Consider the following 17,579-nt stretch of genomic DNA (forward strand, 5'->3'; position numbering starts at 1 on the left):
TCCACCCCATATTTCGAAAGGCGCCAGATTAACAGTCTGGCGCCTTTGCTTTAACGGCTACACGCGGATGTGGTGGAATTGGTAGACACACTGGATTTAGGTTCCAGCGCCGCAAGGTGTAAGAGTTCGAGTCTCTTCATCCGCACCAAATAAAGCTTCACTCATGCCGCAGGGTCTGATTGGAGCTCGACAAAGAAGTTGTTTGGCTTCTTTGTCACGCAATATGGTGGGCGTAGCTCAGTTGGTAGAGCACGGGATTGTGACTCCCGTTGTCGTGGGTTCGATCCCCATCGTCCACCCCATATTTCGAAAGGCGCCAGATTAACAGTCTGGCGCCTTTGCTTTAACGGCTACACGCGGATGTGGTGGAATTGGTAGACACACTGGATTTAGGTTCCAGCGCCGCAAGGTGTAAGAGTTCGAGTCTCTTCATCCGCACCAAATAAAGCTTCACTCATGCCGCAGGGTCTGATTGGAGCTCGACAAAGAAGTTGTTTGGCTTCTTTGTCACGCAATATGGTGGGCGTAGCTCAGTTGGTAGAGCACGGGATTGTGACTCCCGTTGTCGTGGGTTCGATCCCCATCGTCCACCCCATATTTCGAAAGGCGCCAGATTTAACAGTCTGGCGCCTTTTTTGTTTCAGGGTTTTGAATGTTCAGCGGCTGCAGGTTCCGGGTCGCAGGGCAGGGCGTTTCGTCGTATTTATGTTTCTCGATGATACTGCGCTGCCCGCCGGCCGTGCTCGCAAGGTCGGCCGCCAGGGTGATGATTGGCAGCCTCTTCTATATATAGAAGGGTTGGCGCAGAGCTCTGGCGTGATCAGCTGTATTTGTCACCGGGGCGAGATGCTTTCGCGCATTCGCACCTATAAATTGCCTGCTGCGTTTTTACCCGTTTTCAGTAGGGTGACTTCTTGAGTTTGACCTACTAGAATGCATGCCCTTGATTCTGGGGTCGGAAACGGCCGGCCAACGTCTGTGCAACGAGGAATATCCATGCAAGTTTCTGTTGAAAATACTTCTGCTCTTGAGCGCCGCATGAGCATCACCGTGCCGGCTGAGCGCATCGAGACTCAGGTCAACAAGCGTCTGCAGCAGACCGCCCAAAAGGCCAAGATTGCTGGCTTCCGTCCAGGCAAAGTGCCTATGAGCGAAATCAAGCGCCGTTTTGGTGCTGATGCCCGTCAGGAAGCCGTCGGTGACGTTATCCAGTCCTCGTTCTACGAAGCTGTCGTTGAGCAGAAGCTGAACCCGGCTGGCGCGCCTTCTATCGAGCCGAAATCCCTGGAAGCTGGCAAAGATCTGGAATACGTCGCTATTTTCGAAGTGTTCCCGGAGTTCACCGTTGCCGGTTTCGACGGTATCGCTGTCGAGCGCCTGAGCGCTGACGTGGCTGATGCCGATCTGGACAAAATGCTCGACGTCCTGCGCAAGCAGAACACCCGTTTTGAAGTGGCCGATCGCGCTGCCCAGAACGAAGACCAGCTGAACATCGATTTCGTCGGCAAGGTCGACGGTGAAGTGTTCGCTGGCGGTTCTGCCAAAGGTACTCAGCTGGTTCTGGGTTCCGGCCGCATGATCCCTGGTTTCGAAGACGGTCTGGTTGGCGCTAAAGCCGGCGAAGAGCGCGTTTTGGACCTGACCTTCCCAGAGGACTATCAGAACCTCGACCTGGCCGGTAAAACGGCTGAGTTCACCGTGACCGTGAACACTGTTTCCGAGCCAAAACTGCCAGAACTGAACGAAGAGTTCTTCGCTCAATTCGGCATCAAGGAAACCGGTCTGGAAGGCTTCCGCGCCGAAGTTCGCAAGAACATGGAGCGTGAACTGCGTCAGGCGATCAAATCCAAGGTCAAGAATCAGGTGATGGACGGCTTGCTGGCCACCAACCCGATCGAAGTGCCGAAGGCTCTGCTGTCCAACGAAGTTGACCGTCTGCGCGTGCAGGCTGTTCAGCAGTTCGGCGGCAACATCAAGCCTGACCAACTGCCGGCCGAGCTGTTCGAAGAACAAGCCAAGCGCCGCGTTGTGCTGGGTCTGATCGTGGCTGAAGTGGTCAAGCAATTCGACCTCAAGCCTGACGAAACCCGCGTTCGTGAAATGATTCAGGAAATGGCTTCGGCATACCAAGAGCCTGAGCAGGTTGTGTCCTGGTACTACAAGAACGACCAGCAGTTGAACGAAGTCCGTTCGGTTGTGCTTGAAGAACAAGTTGTGGATACTGTTCTGCAGAAGGCTAACGTGACCGACAAATCGGTCTCTTACGAAGAAGCGGTCAAGCCGGTAGAAGCTCCACAAGCCGACTGATTGTTTTTGCGCTAAGAAGTACACACCATAAGCCAGCCTTCGCGCTGGCTTATGCGTATTCAAGACATAACTATTTGGGAGTGACTGCAGAGCATGTTCCGTAATTCGTATATTCAGCAGAACTCTGATATCCAGGCCGCAGGCGGCCTGGTCCCGATGGTTGTCGAGCAGTCCGCTCGCGGCGAGCGCGCCTACGACATCTATTCGCGTCTTCTCAAGGAGCGAGTGATCTTTCTGGTTGGCCCGGTAGAGGACTACATGGCCAACCTGATTTGTGCGCAACTGCTGTTCCTTGAAGCGGAAAACCCGGACAAGGACATCCATCTCTATATCAACTCCCCGGGCGGTTCGGTGACAGCGGGCATGTCGATCTACGACACCATGCAGTTCATCAAGCCAAACGTGTCGACCACCTGTATTGGTCAGGCGTGCAGCATGGGCGCGTTTCTACTGACGGCCGGTGCCCCTGGCAAGCGTTTCTGCCTGCCAAACTCACGCGTGATGATTCACCAGCCACTGGGCGGTTTCCAGGGGCAGGCGTCGGATATCGAAATCCATGCCAAGGAAATCCTCTTCATTCGTGAGCGTCTCAATACACTGATGGCCAAGCACAGCGGGCACACGCTTGAAGAGATCGAGCGTGATACCAACCGCGATAATTTCATGAGTGCAGAAGCAGCGAAGGAATATGGCTTGATCGACGAAGTGATCAACCAGCGCCCCGCTTAAAATAAGCAGCTCAAAATAGGCTTGGTCGGCCCGTCTGATCAGCGGCGGGCTTGAAAAAGCCCGCAATAGCCTTCATCTTGTGTTGCAAGCCTATCGGATTTGGATCGAACGAATGACTGACACCCGCAACGGCGAGGACAACGGCAAGCTGCTCTATTGCTCCTTCTGTGGCAAAAGCCAGCATGAAGTGCGCAAATTGATTGCCGGCCCCTCGGTCTTTATCTGCGACGAGTGCGTCGACCTGTGCAATGACATCATCCGTGAGGAGGTGCAGGAAGCCCAGGCCGAAAGCAGCGCGCATAAATTGCCTTCGCCTAAAGAAATCAGCGGCATCCTTGATCAGTACGTGATTGGTCAGGAACGTGCGAAAAAGGTTCTGGCCGTAGCGGTGTACAACCACTACAAGCGTCTGAACCAGCGTGACAAAAAGAATGACGACGTCGAACTCGGCAAAAGCAACATCTTGCTGATCGGCCCGACAGGCTCGGGTAAAACCCTGCTTGCCGAAACACTGGCCCGTTTGCTGAACGTTCCGTTCACCATCGCTGACGCAACCACCCTCACCGAGGCGGGCTACGTGGGTGAAGATGTCGAGAACATCATTCAGAAGCTGCTGCAGAAGTGCGATTACGATGTGGAAAAGGCCCAGATGGGCATCGTCTATATCGATGAGATCGACAAGATTTCACGCAAGTCTGACAACCCGTCGATCACCCGGGACGTTTCCGGTGAAGGCGTGCAGCAGGCCCTGCTCAAGTTGATCGAAGGCACGGTCGCTTCCGTTCCGCCTCAAGGTGGTCGCAAGCATCCGCAGCAGGAATTCCTTCAGGTCGACACGCGCAACATCCTGTTCATCTGCGGCGGTGCGTTCTCCGGTCTGGAAAAGGTGATTCAAAACCGTTCCACCAAAGGCGGCATCGGTTTCAACGCAGAAGTGCGCAGCAAGGAAGAAGGCAAGAAAGTCGGTGAGTCCCTGCGTGAAGTCGAGCCTGACGATCTGGTCAAGTTCGGTCTGATCCCGGAGTTTGTCGGTCGTCTGCCGGTCCTTGCCACGCTGGACGAGCTCGATGAAGCAGCATTGATGCAGATTCTCACCGAGCCGAAAAACGCCCTGACCAAGCAGTATGCCAAGCTGTTCGAGATGGAAGGCGTAGACCTGGAATTCCGGGCCGACGCGCTGAAATCGGTCGCCAAACGTGCCCTGGAACGCAAAACCGGTGCCCGTGGACTGCGTTCGATTCTCGAAGGTGTGTTGCTCGACACTATGTACGAAATCCCCTCGCAGTCCGAGGTGAGTAAAGTAGTGATCGATGAAAGCGTTATAGAAGGCAAGTCCAAGCCACTGTATATCTACGAAAACAGTGAGCCGGCTGCCAAGGCCGCGCCAGACGCTTAAGCGTCACGCAGCTGGAATAAAGAAGGGGCCTTCGGGCCCCTTTCCTTTTTGCCGGTTTTAACACTGTCTTTGCGCTTGTTTTTTTTGAAGGCAGCCCCCATCTTGGTTTCAAGCTTACTTCCATCTGTTTACGGCCTTATGGCCGCCGTAGAGGCGAAATCATGAAGACAACCATCGAATTGCCTCTCCTGCCATTGCGTGATGTCGTGGTTTATCCGCACATGGTTATCCCGCTGTTCGTGGGGCGCGAGAAATCCATCGAAGCTCTCGAGTCAGCGATGACGGGCGACAAGCAGATCCTTCTGCTGGCTCAGCGAAACCCCGCTGACGACGATCCCGGTGAAGATGCACTCTATCGCGTAGGTACGATCGCTACCGTTCTGCAACTGCTGAAGCTGCCGGACGGCACGGTCAAGGTTTTGGTCGAAGGTGAGCAGCGGGGCGCTGTGGAGCGCTTCAGCGAAGTGGACGGCCACTGCCGTGCCGAAGTCTCATTGATTGACGAAGTCGACGCGCCTGAGCGCGAGTCGGAAGTGTTTGTGCGCAGCCTGCTGGCTCAGTTCGAACAATATGTGCAGTTGGGCAAGAAGGTCCCGGCTGAAGTCCTGTCGTCGCTCAACAGCATCGACGAGCCGGGCCGCCTGGTCGACACCATGGCCGCGCACATGGCCTTGAAGATCGAGCAGAAGCAGGAAATCCTCGAGATTATCGATTTGTCGGCCCGGGTCGAGCACGTCTTGGCGTTGCTGGATGCCGAGATCGATCTGCTGCAAGTCGAAAAACGCATTCGCGGTCGCGTCAAGAAACAAATGGAGCGCAGTCAGCGCGAGTACTACCTGAATGAGCAGATGAAGGCCATTCAGAAAGAACTGGGCGACAGCGACGAAGGGCACAACGAAATCGAAGAGCTGAAAAAGCGCATCGATGCCGCCGGCCTGCCGAAAGACGCCCTGGCCAAAGCCCAGGGCGAGCTGAACAAGCTCAAGCAAATGTCGCCAATGTCGGCGGAAGCCACCGTCGTGCGTTCGTACATCGACTGGCTGGTTCAGGTGCCCTGGAAGGCGCAGAGCAAGGTTCGTCTGGACCTGGCGCGTGCCGAGGACATCCTCGACGCCGACCATTACGGGCTGGAAGAAGTCAAAGAACGGATCCTCGAATACCTCGCCGTGCAAAAACGCGTGAAGAAAATTCGCGGTCCGGTGTTGTGTCTGGTCGGTCCTCCGGGTGTGGGTAAAACCTCCCTCGCGGAGTCGATTGCTCACGCCACCAACCGCAAATTCGTCCGTATGGCCCTCGGTGGCGTGCGCGATGAAGCGGAAATCCGTGGTCATCGCCGGACTTACATCGGTTCGATGCCAGGAAGATTGATTCAAAAGATGACGAAGGTGGGCGTTCGCAACCCGCTGTTCCTGCTCGATGAAATCGACAAAATGGGCAGCGACATGCGTGGCGATCCGGCGTCGGCGTTGCTGGAAGTGCTCGATCCAGAGCAAAACCACAACTTCAACGATCACTATCTGGAAGTCGACTACGACCTGTCCGATGTGATGTTCCTGTGCACCTCCAACTCCATGAACATTCCGCCGGCGCTGCTCGACCGGATGGAAGTGATTCGTCTGCCGGGCTACACCGAAGACGAGAAGATCAACATTGCCGTCAAGTACCTTTCGCCGAAGCAGATCACGGCCAACGGTTTGAAGAAAGGCGAGCTGGAATTCGACGCCGAAGCGATCCGCGACATCATCCGCTACTACACCCGCGAAGCCGGTGTACGTGGGCTGGAGCGGCAGATTGCCAAGGTTTGCCGCAAGGCGGTCAAAGAGCACGCAATGGAAAAACGCTTCTCGGTGAAAGTCACTGCCGACATGCTCGAACACTTCCTCGGCGTGCGTAAATTCCGTTACGGCCTGGCTGAATCGCAAGACCAGATTGGTCAGGTGACGGGTCTGGCGTGGACTCAGGTGGGCGGCGAATTACTGACCATCGAAGCGGCTGTCGTGCCGGGCAAGGGCCAGTTGATCAAGACCGGTTCCCTGGGTGACGTGATGGTCGAATCGATCACCGCAGCGCTGACCGTTGTCCGCAGCCGCGCGAAGAGCCTGGGCATCCCCCTGGACTTCCACGAGAAGCGCGACACGCATATCCACATGCCGGAAGGGGCGACCCCGAAGGACGGCCCTAGCGCCGGTGTAGGCATGTGCACGGCGTTGGTATCGGCATTGACCGGGATTCCGGTACGCGCAGATGTGGCCATGACCGGTGAAATCACCTTGCGTGGCCAGGTACTGGCGATCGGCGGTCTGAAGGAAAAACTGCTCGCGGCTCACCGTGGCGGCATCAAGACTGTGATCATTCCGGAAGAGAACGTACGCGATCTGAAGGAAATTCCGGACAACATCAAGCAGGATCTGCAGATTAAACCGGTTAAATGGATTGACGAGGTCCTGCAAATTGCGCTGCAATACGCGCCGGAGCCCTTGCCCGATGTAGCTCCGGAGATAGTTGCAAAGGATGAAAAACGCGAGTCTGACTCTAAGGAAAGAATTAGCACGCATTAATACGTATTTGCCTGGGGGGCTTGTTGACAGCTTTTTAGAGCCCTTGTTATAAAGCGGCTCTTAAGTGTCTGTAGGCCATTCAGCACTCGTTTTTGCTTTCACCAAAAAACTTAGAATCATACTCAAATAGATATAAGGGGACTTAGAGTGAACAAGTCGGAACTGATTGATGCTATCGCTGCATCCGCTGATATCCCGAAAGCTGCTGCTGGCCGTGCGCTGGACGCTGTAATCGAATCCGTCACTGGCGCTCTCAAGGCTGGCGACTCTGTTGTTCTGGTTGGTTTCGGTACGTTCTCCGTGACTGATCGTCCAGCTCGCATTGGTCGTAACCCACAGACCGGTAAGACACTGGAAATCGCAGCAGCCAAAAAACCAGGTTTCAAAGCCGGCAAAGCACTGAAAGAAGCTGTCAACTAAGTTCGATTCAGGTTTTTGCCTATCCGGGTCGGGGTCATGCCTGACCTGGCAGCGGAGCGGTAGTCCAGTCGGCGAGTCGCCGGTCCGTGACACCGAGGGTCGCAAGTTCGAACCCTTGGTCCGCTCCGTCAGTTACGAGAAGGCGCATCCTCGGATGCGCCTTTCTTCTATCCGGATTCTACCCACGCTCCACGGTTGCCTAATTTTGAAGTTCAACCGTTTCTGGGGGACGCATGCTGCAGAATATCAGGGACAATTCACAAGGCTGGATTGCCAAGACCATTATCGGAATCATCGTTGTATTGATGGCTTTCACCGGTATCGAGGCCATATTTCAGGCGACGACCAATAGCCAGGACGCGGCGAAGGTCAACGGCGAAGAAATCAGCCAGAACGAGCTGAGCCAGGCGGTCGACATGCAACGTCGTCAGCTCATGCAACAGCTGGGCAAGGACTTCGATGCTTCCTTGCTCGACGAAAAAATGCTGCGCGAATCGGCCCTCAAAGGCTTGATCGATCGCAAACTGCTGCTGCAAGGCGCAGAAGATTCAAAATTCGCGTTCTCCGAAGCGGCTTTGGACCAGGTGATCCTGCAAACCCCTGAATTCCAGGTGGATGGCAAGTTCAGCCCCGAGCGTTTCGATCAGGTTATCCGTCAACTCGGCTACAGCCGCATGCAGTTCCGCCAGATGCTGGCTCAGGAAATGCTGATCGGTCAGTTGCGCGCGGGTTTGGCAGGCAGTGGTTTCGTCACCGATGCACAGGTTCTGGCCTTCGCCCGTCTGGAAAAACAGACCCGCGACTTTGCTTCCCTGAACGTCAAGGTTGACCCGACGGCTGTGAAGGTGACCGACGATGAGGTCAAGGCTTACTACGACGAACACGCCAAGGAATTCATGACGCCGGATCAGGTGATCATTGATTATCTCGAGTTGAAGAAGTCCTCCTTCTTTGATCAGGTTGCCGTCAAGGACGAAGACCTGCAGGCGGCGTATCAGAAAGAAATCGCGAACCTGTCCGAGCAACGCCGGGCTGCGCACATTCTGATCGAAGTGAACGACAAGGTGACCGAGGCGCAAGCCAAGGCGAAAATCGAAGACGTTCAGGCACGTCTGGCCAAAGGCGAGAAGTTCGAGGCCCTGGCCAAGGAATTCTCCCAGGACCCGGGTTCGGCGAACAACGGCGGTGACCTCGGCTTCGCAGGTCCTGGCGTCTACGATCCAGCGTTCGAAACAGCGCTGTACGGTTTGGCGAAGGATCAGGTTTCCGCACCGGTTCGTACTGACTTTGGTTTCCACCTGATCAAGTTGTTGGGTGTCGAAGCGCCGGAAGTGCCGACGCTGGCCAGCCTGAAAGACAAACTGACCAAAGAGCTGAAAACCCAGCAGGTCGAGCAGCGTTTTGTCGAGGCGACCAAGCAACTGGAAGACTCGTCGTTCGAATCCTCCGACCTGGCCCAGCCGGCTCAGGACCTGAAACTTACGGTTCACACGTCCAAGCCGTTCGGCCGGGAAGGTGGCGAGGGTGTTGCGGCCAGCCGTGCCGTGATCACTGCCGCGTTCAGTCCTGAAGTGCTGGATGAGGGTGCCAACAGCACCGCCATCGAGCTCGATCCGGAAACCGTGATCGTGTTGCGCGCCAAGGAACACCTGAAGCCTGCGCAACTGCCGCTTGAAAGCGTGTCCGCTGCCATTCGTGCACAGTTGGCCAAGGAGCACGCCAGTGCTGCCGCCAAGACCAAGGCTGATGAACTGATCGCCAGCCTGCGCGACGGCAAGACACCGCTGGACAAGGCCATCGATGGCCAGAACTGGAAAGTCACCGCAGCGGCGACTCGCGCTCAGGAAGGGATCGACCCGACTGTGCTGCAAGCGCTGTTCCGCATGCCCAAGCCTGCGGCCAAAGACAAGCCGACCTTCAGCAGCGTGACCCTGGCCGATGGTAGCCTGGTGATCGTGCGTCTGAACGGTGTCAACGAAGCGGCTGCACCGACCGAAGAGGAGAAGGCGCAATACCGTCGCTTCCTCGCTTCGCGCATCGGCCAGCAAGACTTCGCGGCGTATCGCAAGCAGCTGGAAGCTGAAGCAGAGATCAAGCGTTTCTGATTTTTAGCTGAGTTTTCTGCGACATAAACAACCCCGGCCGAACAGCCGGGGTTTTTTGTGGGCAGGATCAAAAGATCGTCCGAACGCGGCCCGAGCCTGCGGCAGCTCCTACAGGATCGAGTACCACCGCAGGCTGCGATCTTTTGATCTTCACCGATTGGGACTTTTCCCGGCAAATGGCAGTCACTACACCTGTAACTGTTTCAAGACACTAATCGGTGCCACGCTAAGCATCGATCTGTTGCACAATACGCCCCGGACCGTTTTCCTCAGGATGTTCAATGTTTAAATCATTTCCCGTGCGGGTCGTCGGGCTGGCGTTGGTGCTGGCCGTTGCGGCCGGTTGCTCGTCGAAGAAAGTCCCGATCTATGAGCATGAGAATTTCGCTGACTCCGGAACGTTTTCGCGTAGCTACCCGGTGACCGACGCGCAATCGTGTGAAGCCGCCCGTCGGGCATTGCTCAGCCAGGGTTACATCATTACCAGCAACGACCCGAAACTGATCAGCGGCCACAAGAGCTTCCAGCAGACTGGCGAGACTCACCTGGAGATCAGCTTCAGTGTGGTCTGTGCCGATGATGGCAGCGATGGGCGTCACGCGACCATGTTTGCCAACGCGCTGCAGGATCGCTATGCGCTGAAGAAGACAAACAACTCTGCCAGCGTGGGGGTTGGCGTATTGGGTTCGGTATCGATGCCGATCGGCTCGTCTGACGATTCGATGGTCAAGGTGGCGAGTGAAACCGTGTCGTCGGCGAAATTCTACGAGCGCTTCTTCACGTTGGTTGAGTTGTTCCTGCCGGCGGAAGCGAAGAAAGCCGCGCACATCGTCGAGAAGCCGAAAACCGATCTCGGCGTGCCTGAAACCAAGCCCGCACCGGCTGCATTGGTGCCTGCGCCGGCGCCGACCGCCGCGCCTGCACCGGCCCCCGCAGCGGAGCCTGCACCAGCACCTGCCGCAGAACCGCTCGCGCCGCCACCTGAGCCGGCCCCGGTGACCCCGGCCGAAACTACCGAATCGCCACCCGCCACGGAAAACGGCACGCCACCGGCCGAATCGAACCTGCCGCCACCGACCGAACCGATTCAGTCCATACCCGTCAGCGGTGAGTAATCAGCCCCTGACGTTCCGGGATCGGCCTTTGTACTAATCGATCCCGGAACAGCCCTCTAGATTGACCTGTGTCAACCCGGGCCGTGGTCCTGCGGCCTGTATCGAAAAAATCCTCTGATAAATTCCTCATCGCCTGCTACGTTTTATTCAGGGCGATGAAGTGTCGTGCCCGCGTCATTTTTCTTTCACGCGGGCACTTTATGCTCAAGGCGCTGGTCATTTACTCAAGCGTTTTTCAATCAGCTGTGGGGGATTCAAAATGGACGATTATCAAGAAGAGCTGCTCGAGTTCCAGGCGTTTGAACTGGACCCGCTGGAACCTGCGGAAGATGCGACCGAGCTGTAAGCGTCAGGCTGATTGGCGGTGACTGCGGCGAAACTCGCCGGGTGTCTGACCGCTCCAGCGTTTGAAGGCGCGTTGAAACGCTTCGGCTGAGGCAAAGCCCAGCAGGTAGGCGATTTCGCCGAACGCCAGTTCGGTGTCGCGTATGTAGGTCATGGCCAGATCGCGACGGGTGTCATTAAGAATGGCGCGAAATTGCGTGCCTTCCTCGGCGAGTTTGCGACGCAAGGTCCAGGTCGGCAGCTTCAGGCGTGCCGCCACTTCTTCCAGGTCGGGTTCCCGGCCACCATTGAGCAACGGCCCCAGCAACTGAGTGATGCGTTCACGCAGGCTGCGGGTGCGTGTCAGTTGCTCCAGTTCGCGATCACACAGTTGCAGCAGGTGCCGCCAGGTGCTGGGGCAGTGCAGCGGGTTGCGCTGAGCGAGACTCGCGAGGCTCAGGCGCAGTTGATTCTGTTCGGCGCCGAACTGGATCGGGCAATCGCCCAGCACCGAATACGCCTCACGGTAATCCGGTTCGGCGAATTCGATGTCGATGCGTTCGGCCCGCAACGGAGCGGCGCTGACACTGGACAATTGCTGCAACCAGCCGGCAATGATCGAATCCACCACGAAGCGGTTGTAGGCGTTGTAGGGGCTGATGGAGTAGAACCGCAGCCAGGCACCCTGGGCGTCTTCGTGAAAGCTCGATTGGCCGCGATAGTTGGACCCGTACAAGGCTTCAAAGCGAATCAGGCAGCGCGCCGCTTCGCGCACTGTCGGCGCCTGCGCGGCAGTGACTCCGGCGAGGCCGGCCTGGCTCAGGCGGCTGAGCTGGCCCATACGTAAACCCAGGGCCGGGTCGTCGGTCAGTTGAATGGCGCCGTGGCCCAGGCGCATGTAGCGCGGAATCGACAGTCGCGCGCCGGCTTCGCCCAGGCGAGCCGGGTCGAGGCCATACTGGTCGAGCAGGGACTGAGGATCTACACCGTGGCTGCGAACTGCATCGGCCAGGCTGTGTACAAAGCCCACCGACAAATCACCCAGACGCATCGGCAGCGGTTTCATGGTCTACAACCAGATGTTCAGCAAGCGCGCGCCACGCACGTTGCCGCCGGCGAAATGTTGCCCGTTGCTGCTGAGAAAACTTTGCCCGGCGCTACCCTGGTCCCAGAATTGCCCCCGCAGAAACACGCTCATGCCCGCGATGGCCTGGCTGCTGGGCGGTTGCGCGGTCAATGTCAGGTGATGCCAGGCCTGGCCTTCACTGAGTTCGCCCGCCTTGAGACTGACCGAACCGGGTGTCGACAATCCCTTGAAACCGCGCCAGGGCTTGTCCCACGTACCGCGACCGCTGACAAAGGCCGGAACCGCGACCAGCTGCGCGCCTTGATCATCGAGTTTACGGTAGTTGTCCGGGTACCAGCTGTCGCTGCCGATCAGCACCCCGAGGCGACCCGCCGGCGTGTCGACCACGCTCAGGGTATGTTCGCCATTGGCCTGGATCACTTCACGCTGGTCGAAAATCGGGTGCATCTGCCGTTGGGGCTGCCCGATCGGCAGGCCGTCGCGACCGAACACCACGCTGCTGTTGAACAACGCGCCGCGGCCGATTTTCAGGGTGCCGTCGATGATGCTCGGTTCGGGCAGCACGATGGAGCCCGCGACCAGCGTCACGTGAAACTCTTTCGCCAGACCGCCGAACAACCTTTGGTAATCCTTGGCCATGCCTTTGGCTTTCATGCGCAGGTGGGCATCGTCGAGGCGGTTGTCGCCTCTGGCGCTGATCAGCGCGCGGACGAACTTCACCGGGTTGCTCACCGCCAGCCAGTTCATCGCTTCCTTGATGGTCGGGGCCTGGTACAACTCGTCTTTTTCGCCGCTGACCATCAGCCAGGTGCCGACATGTTCCGGCAGCACGACGATGGTTTTCTCGTTCAACAGCCCCTGTTCCTGGGCTTTTTGCAGATAGGCCGCGAGTTTGCGGTGCAAGCGCTCGGTGCTTTGATAGTCGGTGGGGAACAGTTCCGGCTGAATGCCCAGAAGGTTGCCGCGATCGGCCGGCGTTCCCTGATCGATGGCGAGATCGATGCGCAGGTCCGACAGGTAATGGCCCGCCGGGCGATCCGCGGCCCACATGGCGTAGGTCGTCAGGGCGGCAATCAATGCCATGGAGAAAGTCAGGTACAGAAGTTTGCGCATGGGGAAACAGTTAGTGGCCGTGTTCAGGGTTCATGATTGGCGTTCTGGATGGGGGACGAGGCTACGGTAAAACAACCCGTTGGGGGGCTGTTTTTTTATTTTTTTACGGTTTTGACCTGAATGAGGACTAATGACGTCGAACCAACGCAAAGCCATGTCGCCATGATCGATATGTGCCGAATTCGTCATCGCTGCGGCCTAAAGCGATCAAGCCGTGGGGATTGGGGTGGGACAGTCTGGACGGTCTGTTCAAGGAGGTGATTATGATCCGTCTGTCCCTGGCCGAAGCTCGCGAGCTGGCCGAATCGATCTTGCTGCACAACGGTTTCAACCTTGCCCACGCTCAGGCGGTGACAGCCACAGTGATTGCCGGCGAGCGCGATGGTTGCGCCTCCCATGGTTTGTATCGGATTCTGGGCTGCGTCAACTCACTCAGGGCCGGTAAAGTGTCGGCCGATGCCGAGCCGCTGGTCATTGATCAGGCGCCTTCGATCGTGCGCGTGGATGCGGCGAGTGGTTTTTCACAATTGGCGTACCAGGCGGGGCTGCCGTTGCTGGTGCAGAAAACCCGGGCAAACGGTATTGCTGCGCTGGCAATCAATCGCTGCGTGCATTTCTCTGCGCTGTGGGTCGAGATCGAGCAACTGACGGCGGTCGGGCTCGTGGCATTGGCCTGCAATCCCAGTCATGCCTGGGTGGCGCCCGCGGGCGGCAGCCAGCCAGTGTTTGGCACCAATCCCATTGCGTTCGGCTGGCCACGCCGGGGCAAGGACCCGTTTGTGTTCGATTTCGCCACCAGTGCGATTGCCCGTGGCGATATCGAGTTGCACCGGCGCGCCGGCAAAGCGCTTCCCGAGGGCTGGGGTGTGGACGCGCAGGGCCAGCCAAGCACCGATGCCAACGTGGTGCTCGATACGGGCGCGATGCTGACGTTCGGTGGGCATAAAGGCTCGGCGCTGGCAGCCATGGTGGAGCTGATCGCCGGACCGCTGATCGGTGACCTGACCAGTGCCGAGTCACTGGTTTACGACGCCGGGAGCAAATCCTCGCCGTACCATGGCGAGTTGATCATCGCGCTTGATCCACGACGTTTTCTCGGCGACTCCACCGAGCAACATCTGGCGCGTGCCGAAGCCTTGTTCGAGAACATTCAAGGGCAGGGTGCACGATTGCCCTCGCAAAGGCGCTATGAAGCGCGAGTGCGTAGCCTGGTGGAGGGGGTGGAGATTCCCGAGGCGTTGTACAACGATCTGAAAGCACTATTGGAATGAGTGAAAGAATGCGCCACCGCAAACCGGTGGCGCTTTTTTTTACAGCGGGTCCCGTTGGTGGATGCCATCCACCAGCCGGTCGATACCCAGCGGATTGGCGTTTTTCAACGGGTCTGGCAAGAGCGCGTCCGGGCAGTTCTGGTAACACACCGGGCGCAGGAATCGATCAATGGCCAGGCTGCCGACCGAGGTGCCGCGAGCATCGGAGGTGGCCGGATAGGGGCCGCCATGCACCATCGCATCGCAGACTTCGACGCCGGTCGGGTAACCGTTGAACAACACCCGTCCGACTTTTTGCTCCAGCAGCGGTAACAGCTCAGGGTGACTGTGCAGGTCGCCGGCTTCAGCAATCAGCGTGGCTGTGAGTTGCCCGTGCAAGTGCTGAAGTGCCCGTTGCAGTTCGGCTTTGTCGGCCACTTCCACCAGCACTGTCGCCGGACCGAACACTTCTTCTTGCAACAGTGGGTCGCCCTCGAGCAACAGACTGACGTCAGCCTTGAACAGTTGCGGCTGCGCCTGTGTGCCTTGTTGATCGCGGCCGGCCAGGTGAGTGATGTTGCGGTGCGCGTGCAACGCCTGCACACCGTTGGCGTAGCTTTTGAGCGTGCCGAGGTTGAGCATGGTCTGCCCCGGTTGCCCGGCCATCAAGGTGCTCAGCATTTGGGTAAAGGCGCTGAATGCTGGCGAGCGAATACCGATCACCAGTCCCGGATTTGTGCAGAACTGGCCACAACCAAGCACCACGGAGGCGGCGAGTTCGCTGGCAATTTTCTCGCCCCGCACTTGCAGTGCTTCGGGCAATACCACCACAGGATTGATGCTGCTCATTTCGGCGAACACGGGAATCGGCTGCGGTCGTGCCGCAGCCATGTCGCACAGCGCACGCCCACCCTTGAGTGACCCCGTGAAACTAACCGCCTGAATCGCCGGGTGTTTGACCAGAGTTTCGCCTACGCCAGAACCGTAGATCATGTTGAACACACCTTTGGGCATGTCAGTCTGCTCGGCGGCACGGATGATCGCGTCGGCCACGAGTTCGGCAGTCGCCATATGCCCGCTGTGGGCCTTGAACACCACCGGACAACCGGCGGCCAACGCAGCAGCGGTATCGCCACCGGCGGTGGAGAAAGCCAACGGGAAGTTGCTCGCACCGAACACCGCAACCGGACCGACGCCGATCCGGTATTGGCGCAGATCAACCCGTGGCAGCGGCTTGCGCTCGGGCAGGGCTCGGTCGATGCGTGCAGCATGAAAATCTCCACGGCGCAGGACTTGGGCAAACAGGCGCATCTGGCTGCTGGTGCGAGTACGTTCACCCAGAATGCGTCCGTTCGGCAGCGCCGTCTCGCGGGTCACCAGAGCGATGAAATCATCATCCAGTGCCTCCAGTTGCGTGGCGATGGCGTCGAGAAACTCCGCGCGACGTAGGGCCGACAACGTGCGAAAGGTCGGGTAGGCGGCTGCGGCGGCCTGGGCGGCAGCGTCGACTTCTTCGTCGGTGGCCTGCATGAACGCGTAGGGCAGCGCTTCACCGGTAGTGGCGTCGTGGCTACGCACGGTGATCTCGCCGGCGGCACTGCGCGCACCACCGATGTAGTTGTGTCCGATGATCCGGGGCATGAAAAACTCCGTTTGGGATGTAGATGTCCTGTAGGAGCCGGCTTGCTGCGGGCGGCTCCAACAGGAAACCGTGTCAGGCCAGTGAATCGCTGCGGCGTGCGGCCACCGGTTCGGCGTCGGTCAGGGCGGCGATGCGCGCGGCGGACTCGCTGTCGACCAGGTGCAGCGACTTGCCACGCGTCTCACGGGTCAAGCCCACCGCAATGATGGAGATCAGCGACGCACCGACCAGGTAGAACGCGATCGGTGTCGAGCTGTGATACTTGTTGAGCAAGGTAATCGCAATCAGCGGAGCGAGGGAGCCGGCGAAGATCGGCGCCACCTGATAGCACAGGGACAGCGCGGTGTAGCGCACATGGGTCGGGAACATTTCCGCCATCAGGGCCGAATAGGGCGCGTAGGTCATCGACTCGATCGCGAGACCCAGGGTGATGGCGGCCATGATCAGCCAGTTGTTGCCGGTGTCCATCATCGGGAACCCGATGAAACCCCAGAACGCCGTGAGGATCGCGCCGGTCAGGTACACCGGTTTGCGCCCGACCAGATCAGACAGATAACCCATCAACGGAATCATGAAGAAGTGCAGCAGGTGCGCGCCGAACATCAGCAGCAGAATCTCGGACGTGTCTTTGTGCACCACCAGTTTCAGATAAGTAATCGAAAACGTCACGACGGTGTAGTAGAGGATGTTTTCGGCAAACCGCGCGCCAATCCCGACCAGTACCGAGCGCCAGTGGTGGCGCAGTACTTCGACCACGCCCAGTTGCTGTTGCTTGGTCTGCGCCTGGCGGGCCTGGGCTTCCTTGAAAATCGGCGCGTCATCGACGCTGGTGCGAATCCAGTAACCGATCAGCACCACGACAGCCGAGAACCAGAACGCCACGCGCCAGCCCCAGGCGAGGAATTGCTCCTCCGACAGGTTCGACGACAACAGCAACAGCGCCACCGTCGCCACCAGGTTACCGGCCGGCACACCGGCTTGCGGCCAGCTGGCCCAGAAACCTCGACGATTGTCCGGGCAATGCTCGGACACCAACAGAATCGCACCGCCCCATTCGCCGCCAAACGCGAAACCCTGGATCAGCCGCAACAGCACCAGCAACACGGGGGCGGCATAGCCGATCTGGTTGAAACCGGGCAGGCAGCCCATCAAAAAGGTGGTGATACCGACCACCACCAGGCTCAATTGCAGCAGGCGCTTGCGGCCGTATTTGTCGCCGTAGTGACCGAACACCAGGCCACCCAGCGGGCGGGCGAGAAAGCCCACGGCGTACAGGGCGAAAGCGGCGATGATGCCGTCGATAGGACTGTCGGTCTGGCGGAAGAACAACTGGCCGAAGACCAGTGCCGACGCGGTGCCATAAAGAAAGAATTCATACCATTCGGCGACGGTACCGGCCATGGCGGCGGCCACGACACGCTTGAGTCCCGAGGGTGTGGTTGCGCTTTGAGTGTGTTGAGCGTTGGGCATGCTGGCGTTTCCTGTAGGGGCGCAAAAACAGGTAGCCGGGCGGGGTCCGCAAAGGCCCGCCCG

The 17,579-nt window shown here is 58.3% G+C and carries 13 protein-coding genes and 5 tRNA genes; 14 read left to right on the top strand and 4 right to left on the bottom strand.

Annotated elements, in window-relative coordinates; all coding sequences use genetic code 11:
* The first annotated feature begins 63 nt into the window (after nt 1–63).
* The 13 genes from F8N62_RS21490 to F8N62_RS21550 all read left to right on the top strand — a co-directional run bounded on the left by F8N62_RS21490 (nt 64) and on the right by F8N62_RS21550 (nt 10,976).
* Nucleotides 64–148: transfer RNA gene (locus tag F8N62_RS21490), tRNA-Leu, on the top strand.
* Nucleotides 149–226: 78 nt separating this feature from the next.
* Nucleotides 227–302, top strand: a tRNA-His gene (locus F8N62_RS21495).
* 54 nt (nt 303–356) lie between these two features.
* Nucleotides 357–441, top strand: a tRNA-Leu gene (locus F8N62_RS21500).
* Nucleotides 442–519: 78 nt separating this feature from the next.
* Nucleotides 520–595 (top strand) — tRNA-His (locus F8N62_RS21505).
* A 401-nt stretch (nt 596–996) separates the two neighbouring features.
* Complete coding sequence (tig, locus tag F8N62_RS21510; protein WP_150712568.1) at nt 997–2,307, top strand: trigger factor; 1,311 nt, start codon at nt 997–999, stop codon at nt 2,305–2,307.
* Nucleotides 2,308–2,400: 93 nt separating this feature from the next.
* On the top strand, nt 2,401–3,036 hold the full coding sequence (gene clpP / locus F8N62_RS21515) for an ATP-dependent Clp endopeptidase proteolytic subunit ClpP (protein ID WP_150712569.1): 636 nt from the start codon (nt 2,401–2,403) through the stop codon (nt 3,034–3,036).
* 112 nt (nt 3,037–3,148) lie between these two features.
* Nucleotides 3,149–4,432, top strand: a complete 1,284-nt coding sequence (gene clpX / locus F8N62_RS21520) for an ATP-dependent Clp protease ATP-binding subunit ClpX (protein WP_007946893.1) — start codon at nt 3,149–3,151, stop codon at nt 4,430–4,432.
* Nucleotides 4,433–4,593: 161 nt separating this feature from the next.
* Nucleotides 4,594–6,990 (top strand): endopeptidase La, encoded by a 2,397-nt coding sequence (gene lon / locus F8N62_RS21525; protein ID WP_150712570.1) that lies wholly within the window; start codon nt 4,594–4,596, stop codon nt 6,988–6,990.
* A 147-nt stretch (nt 6,991–7,137) separates the two neighbouring features.
* Nucleotides 7,138–7,410, top strand: coding sequence for an HU family DNA-binding protein (locus F8N62_RS21530; protein ID WP_002552737.1), 273 nt, complete (start codon nt 7,138–7,140; stop codon nt 7,408–7,410).
* A 53-nt stretch (nt 7,411–7,463) separates the two neighbouring features.
* Nucleotides 7,464–7,538, top strand: a tRNA-His gene (locus F8N62_RS21535).
* Between the two features lie 105 nt (nt 7,539–7,643).
* The gene (locus F8N62_RS21540; RefSeq protein ID WP_150712571.1) at nt 7,644–9,515 is read left to right on the top strand and encodes a SurA N-terminal domain-containing protein; all 1,872 of its coding nucleotides are present in this window, start codon (nt 7,644–7,646) and stop codon (nt 9,513–9,515) included.
* Between the two features lie 281 nt (nt 9,516–9,796).
* Nucleotides 9,797–10,630, top strand: a complete 834-nt coding sequence (locus F8N62_RS21545; protein WP_150712572.1) for a DUF2242 domain-containing protein — start codon at nt 9,797–9,799, stop codon at nt 10,628–10,630.
* Between the two features lie 160 nt (nt 10,631–10,790).
* Nucleotides 10,791–10,976, top strand: a complete 186-nt coding sequence (locus F8N62_RS21550; RefSeq protein ID WP_150712573.1) for a hypothetical protein — start codon at nt 10,791–10,793, stop codon at nt 10,974–10,976.
* A 3-nt stretch (nt 10,977–10,979) separates the two neighbouring features.
* Here F8N62_RS21550 and F8N62_RS21555 read toward each other — a convergent pair whose 3' ends face one another.
* Nucleotides 10,980–12,020 carry an AraC family transcriptional regulator gene (locus tag F8N62_RS21555; protein WP_150712574.1) on the bottom strand — a complete coding sequence of 347 codons (1,041 nt, stop codon included), beginning with the start codon at nt 12,018–12,020 and terminating at the stop codon, nt 10,980–10,982.
* 3 nt (nt 12,021–12,023) lie between these two features.
* Nucleotides 12,024–13,154, bottom strand: a complete 1,131-nt coding sequence (locus tag F8N62_RS21560; protein WP_150712575.1) for a carbon-nitrogen hydrolase family protein — start codon at nt 13,152–13,154, stop codon at nt 12,024–12,026.
* 263 nt (nt 13,155–13,417) lie between these two features.
* On the opposite strand from F8N62_RS21560, the gene F8N62_RS21565 reads away from it, so the two are divergent.
* Nucleotides 13,418–14,425 (top strand): Ldh family oxidoreductase, encoded by a 1,008-nt coding sequence (locus F8N62_RS21565; RefSeq protein WP_150712576.1) that lies wholly within the window; start codon nt 13,418–13,420, stop codon nt 14,423–14,425.
* Between the two features lie 39 nt (nt 14,426–14,464).
* On the opposite strand, the gene F8N62_RS21570 is transcribed toward F8N62_RS21565, so the two are convergent.
* A complete protein-coding gene (locus tag F8N62_RS21570) occupies nt 14,465–16,045 on the bottom strand; it encodes an aldehyde dehydrogenase (NADP(+)) (RefSeq protein ID WP_150712577.1) in 1,581 nt (526 codons plus the stop codon).
* A 73-nt stretch (nt 16,046–16,118) separates the two neighbouring features.
* Nucleotides 16,119–17,516, bottom strand: a complete 1,398-nt coding sequence (gene abaF, locus F8N62_RS21575; protein WP_150712578.1) for a fosfomycin efflux MFS transporter AbaF — start codon at nt 17,514–17,516, stop codon at nt 16,119–16,121.
* Nucleotides 17,517–17,579: the final 63 nt, after the last annotated feature.

The sequence above is a fragment of the Pseudomonas fluorescens genome (genome assembly GCF_902497785.1).
Classification (GTDB): domain Bacteria; phylum Pseudomonadota; class Gammaproteobacteria; order Pseudomonadales; family Pseudomonadaceae; genus Aquipseudomonas; species Aquipseudomonas fluorescens_BO.

Coding starts and splice junctions, on each gene's coding strand:
- tig (WP_150712568.1), top strand. CDS start 997: ATGCAAGTTTCTGTTGAAAATACTTCTGCTCTTGAGCGCCGCATGAGC.
- clpP (WP_150712569.1), top strand. CDS start 2,401: ATGTTCCGTAATTCGTATATTCAGCAGAACTCTGATATCCAGGCCGCA.
- clpX (WP_007946893.1), top strand. CDS start 3,149: ATGACTGACACCCGCAACGGCGAGGACAACGGCAAGCTGCTCTATTGC.
- lon (WP_150712570.1), top strand. CDS start 4,594: ATGAAGACAACCATCGAATTGCCTCTCCTGCCATTGCGTGATGTCGTG.
- F8N62_RS21540 (WP_150712571.1), top strand. CDS start 7,644: ATGCTGCAGAATATCAGGGACAATTCACAAGGCTGGATTGCCAAGACC.
- F8N62_RS21545 (WP_150712572.1), top strand. CDS start 9,797: ATGTTTAAATCATTTCCCGTGCGGGTCGTCGGGCTGGCGTTGGTGCTG.
- F8N62_RS21555 (WP_150712574.1), bottom strand. CDS start 12,020: ATGAAACCGCTGCCGATGCGTCTGGGTGATTTGTCGGTGGGCTTTGTA.
- F8N62_RS21560 (WP_150712575.1), bottom strand. CDS start 13,154: ATGCGCAAACTTCTGTACCTGACTTTCTCCATGGCATTGATTGCCGCC.
- F8N62_RS21565 (WP_150712576.1), top strand. CDS start 13,418: ATGATCCGTCTGTCCCTGGCCGAAGCTCGCGAGCTGGCCGAATCGATC.
- F8N62_RS21570 (WP_150712577.1), bottom strand. CDS start 16,045: ATGCCCCGGATCATCGGACACAACTACATCGGTGGTGCGCGCAGTGCC.
- abaF (WP_150712578.1), bottom strand. CDS start 17,516: ATGCCCAACGCTCAACACACTCAAAGCGCAACCACACCCTCGGGACTC.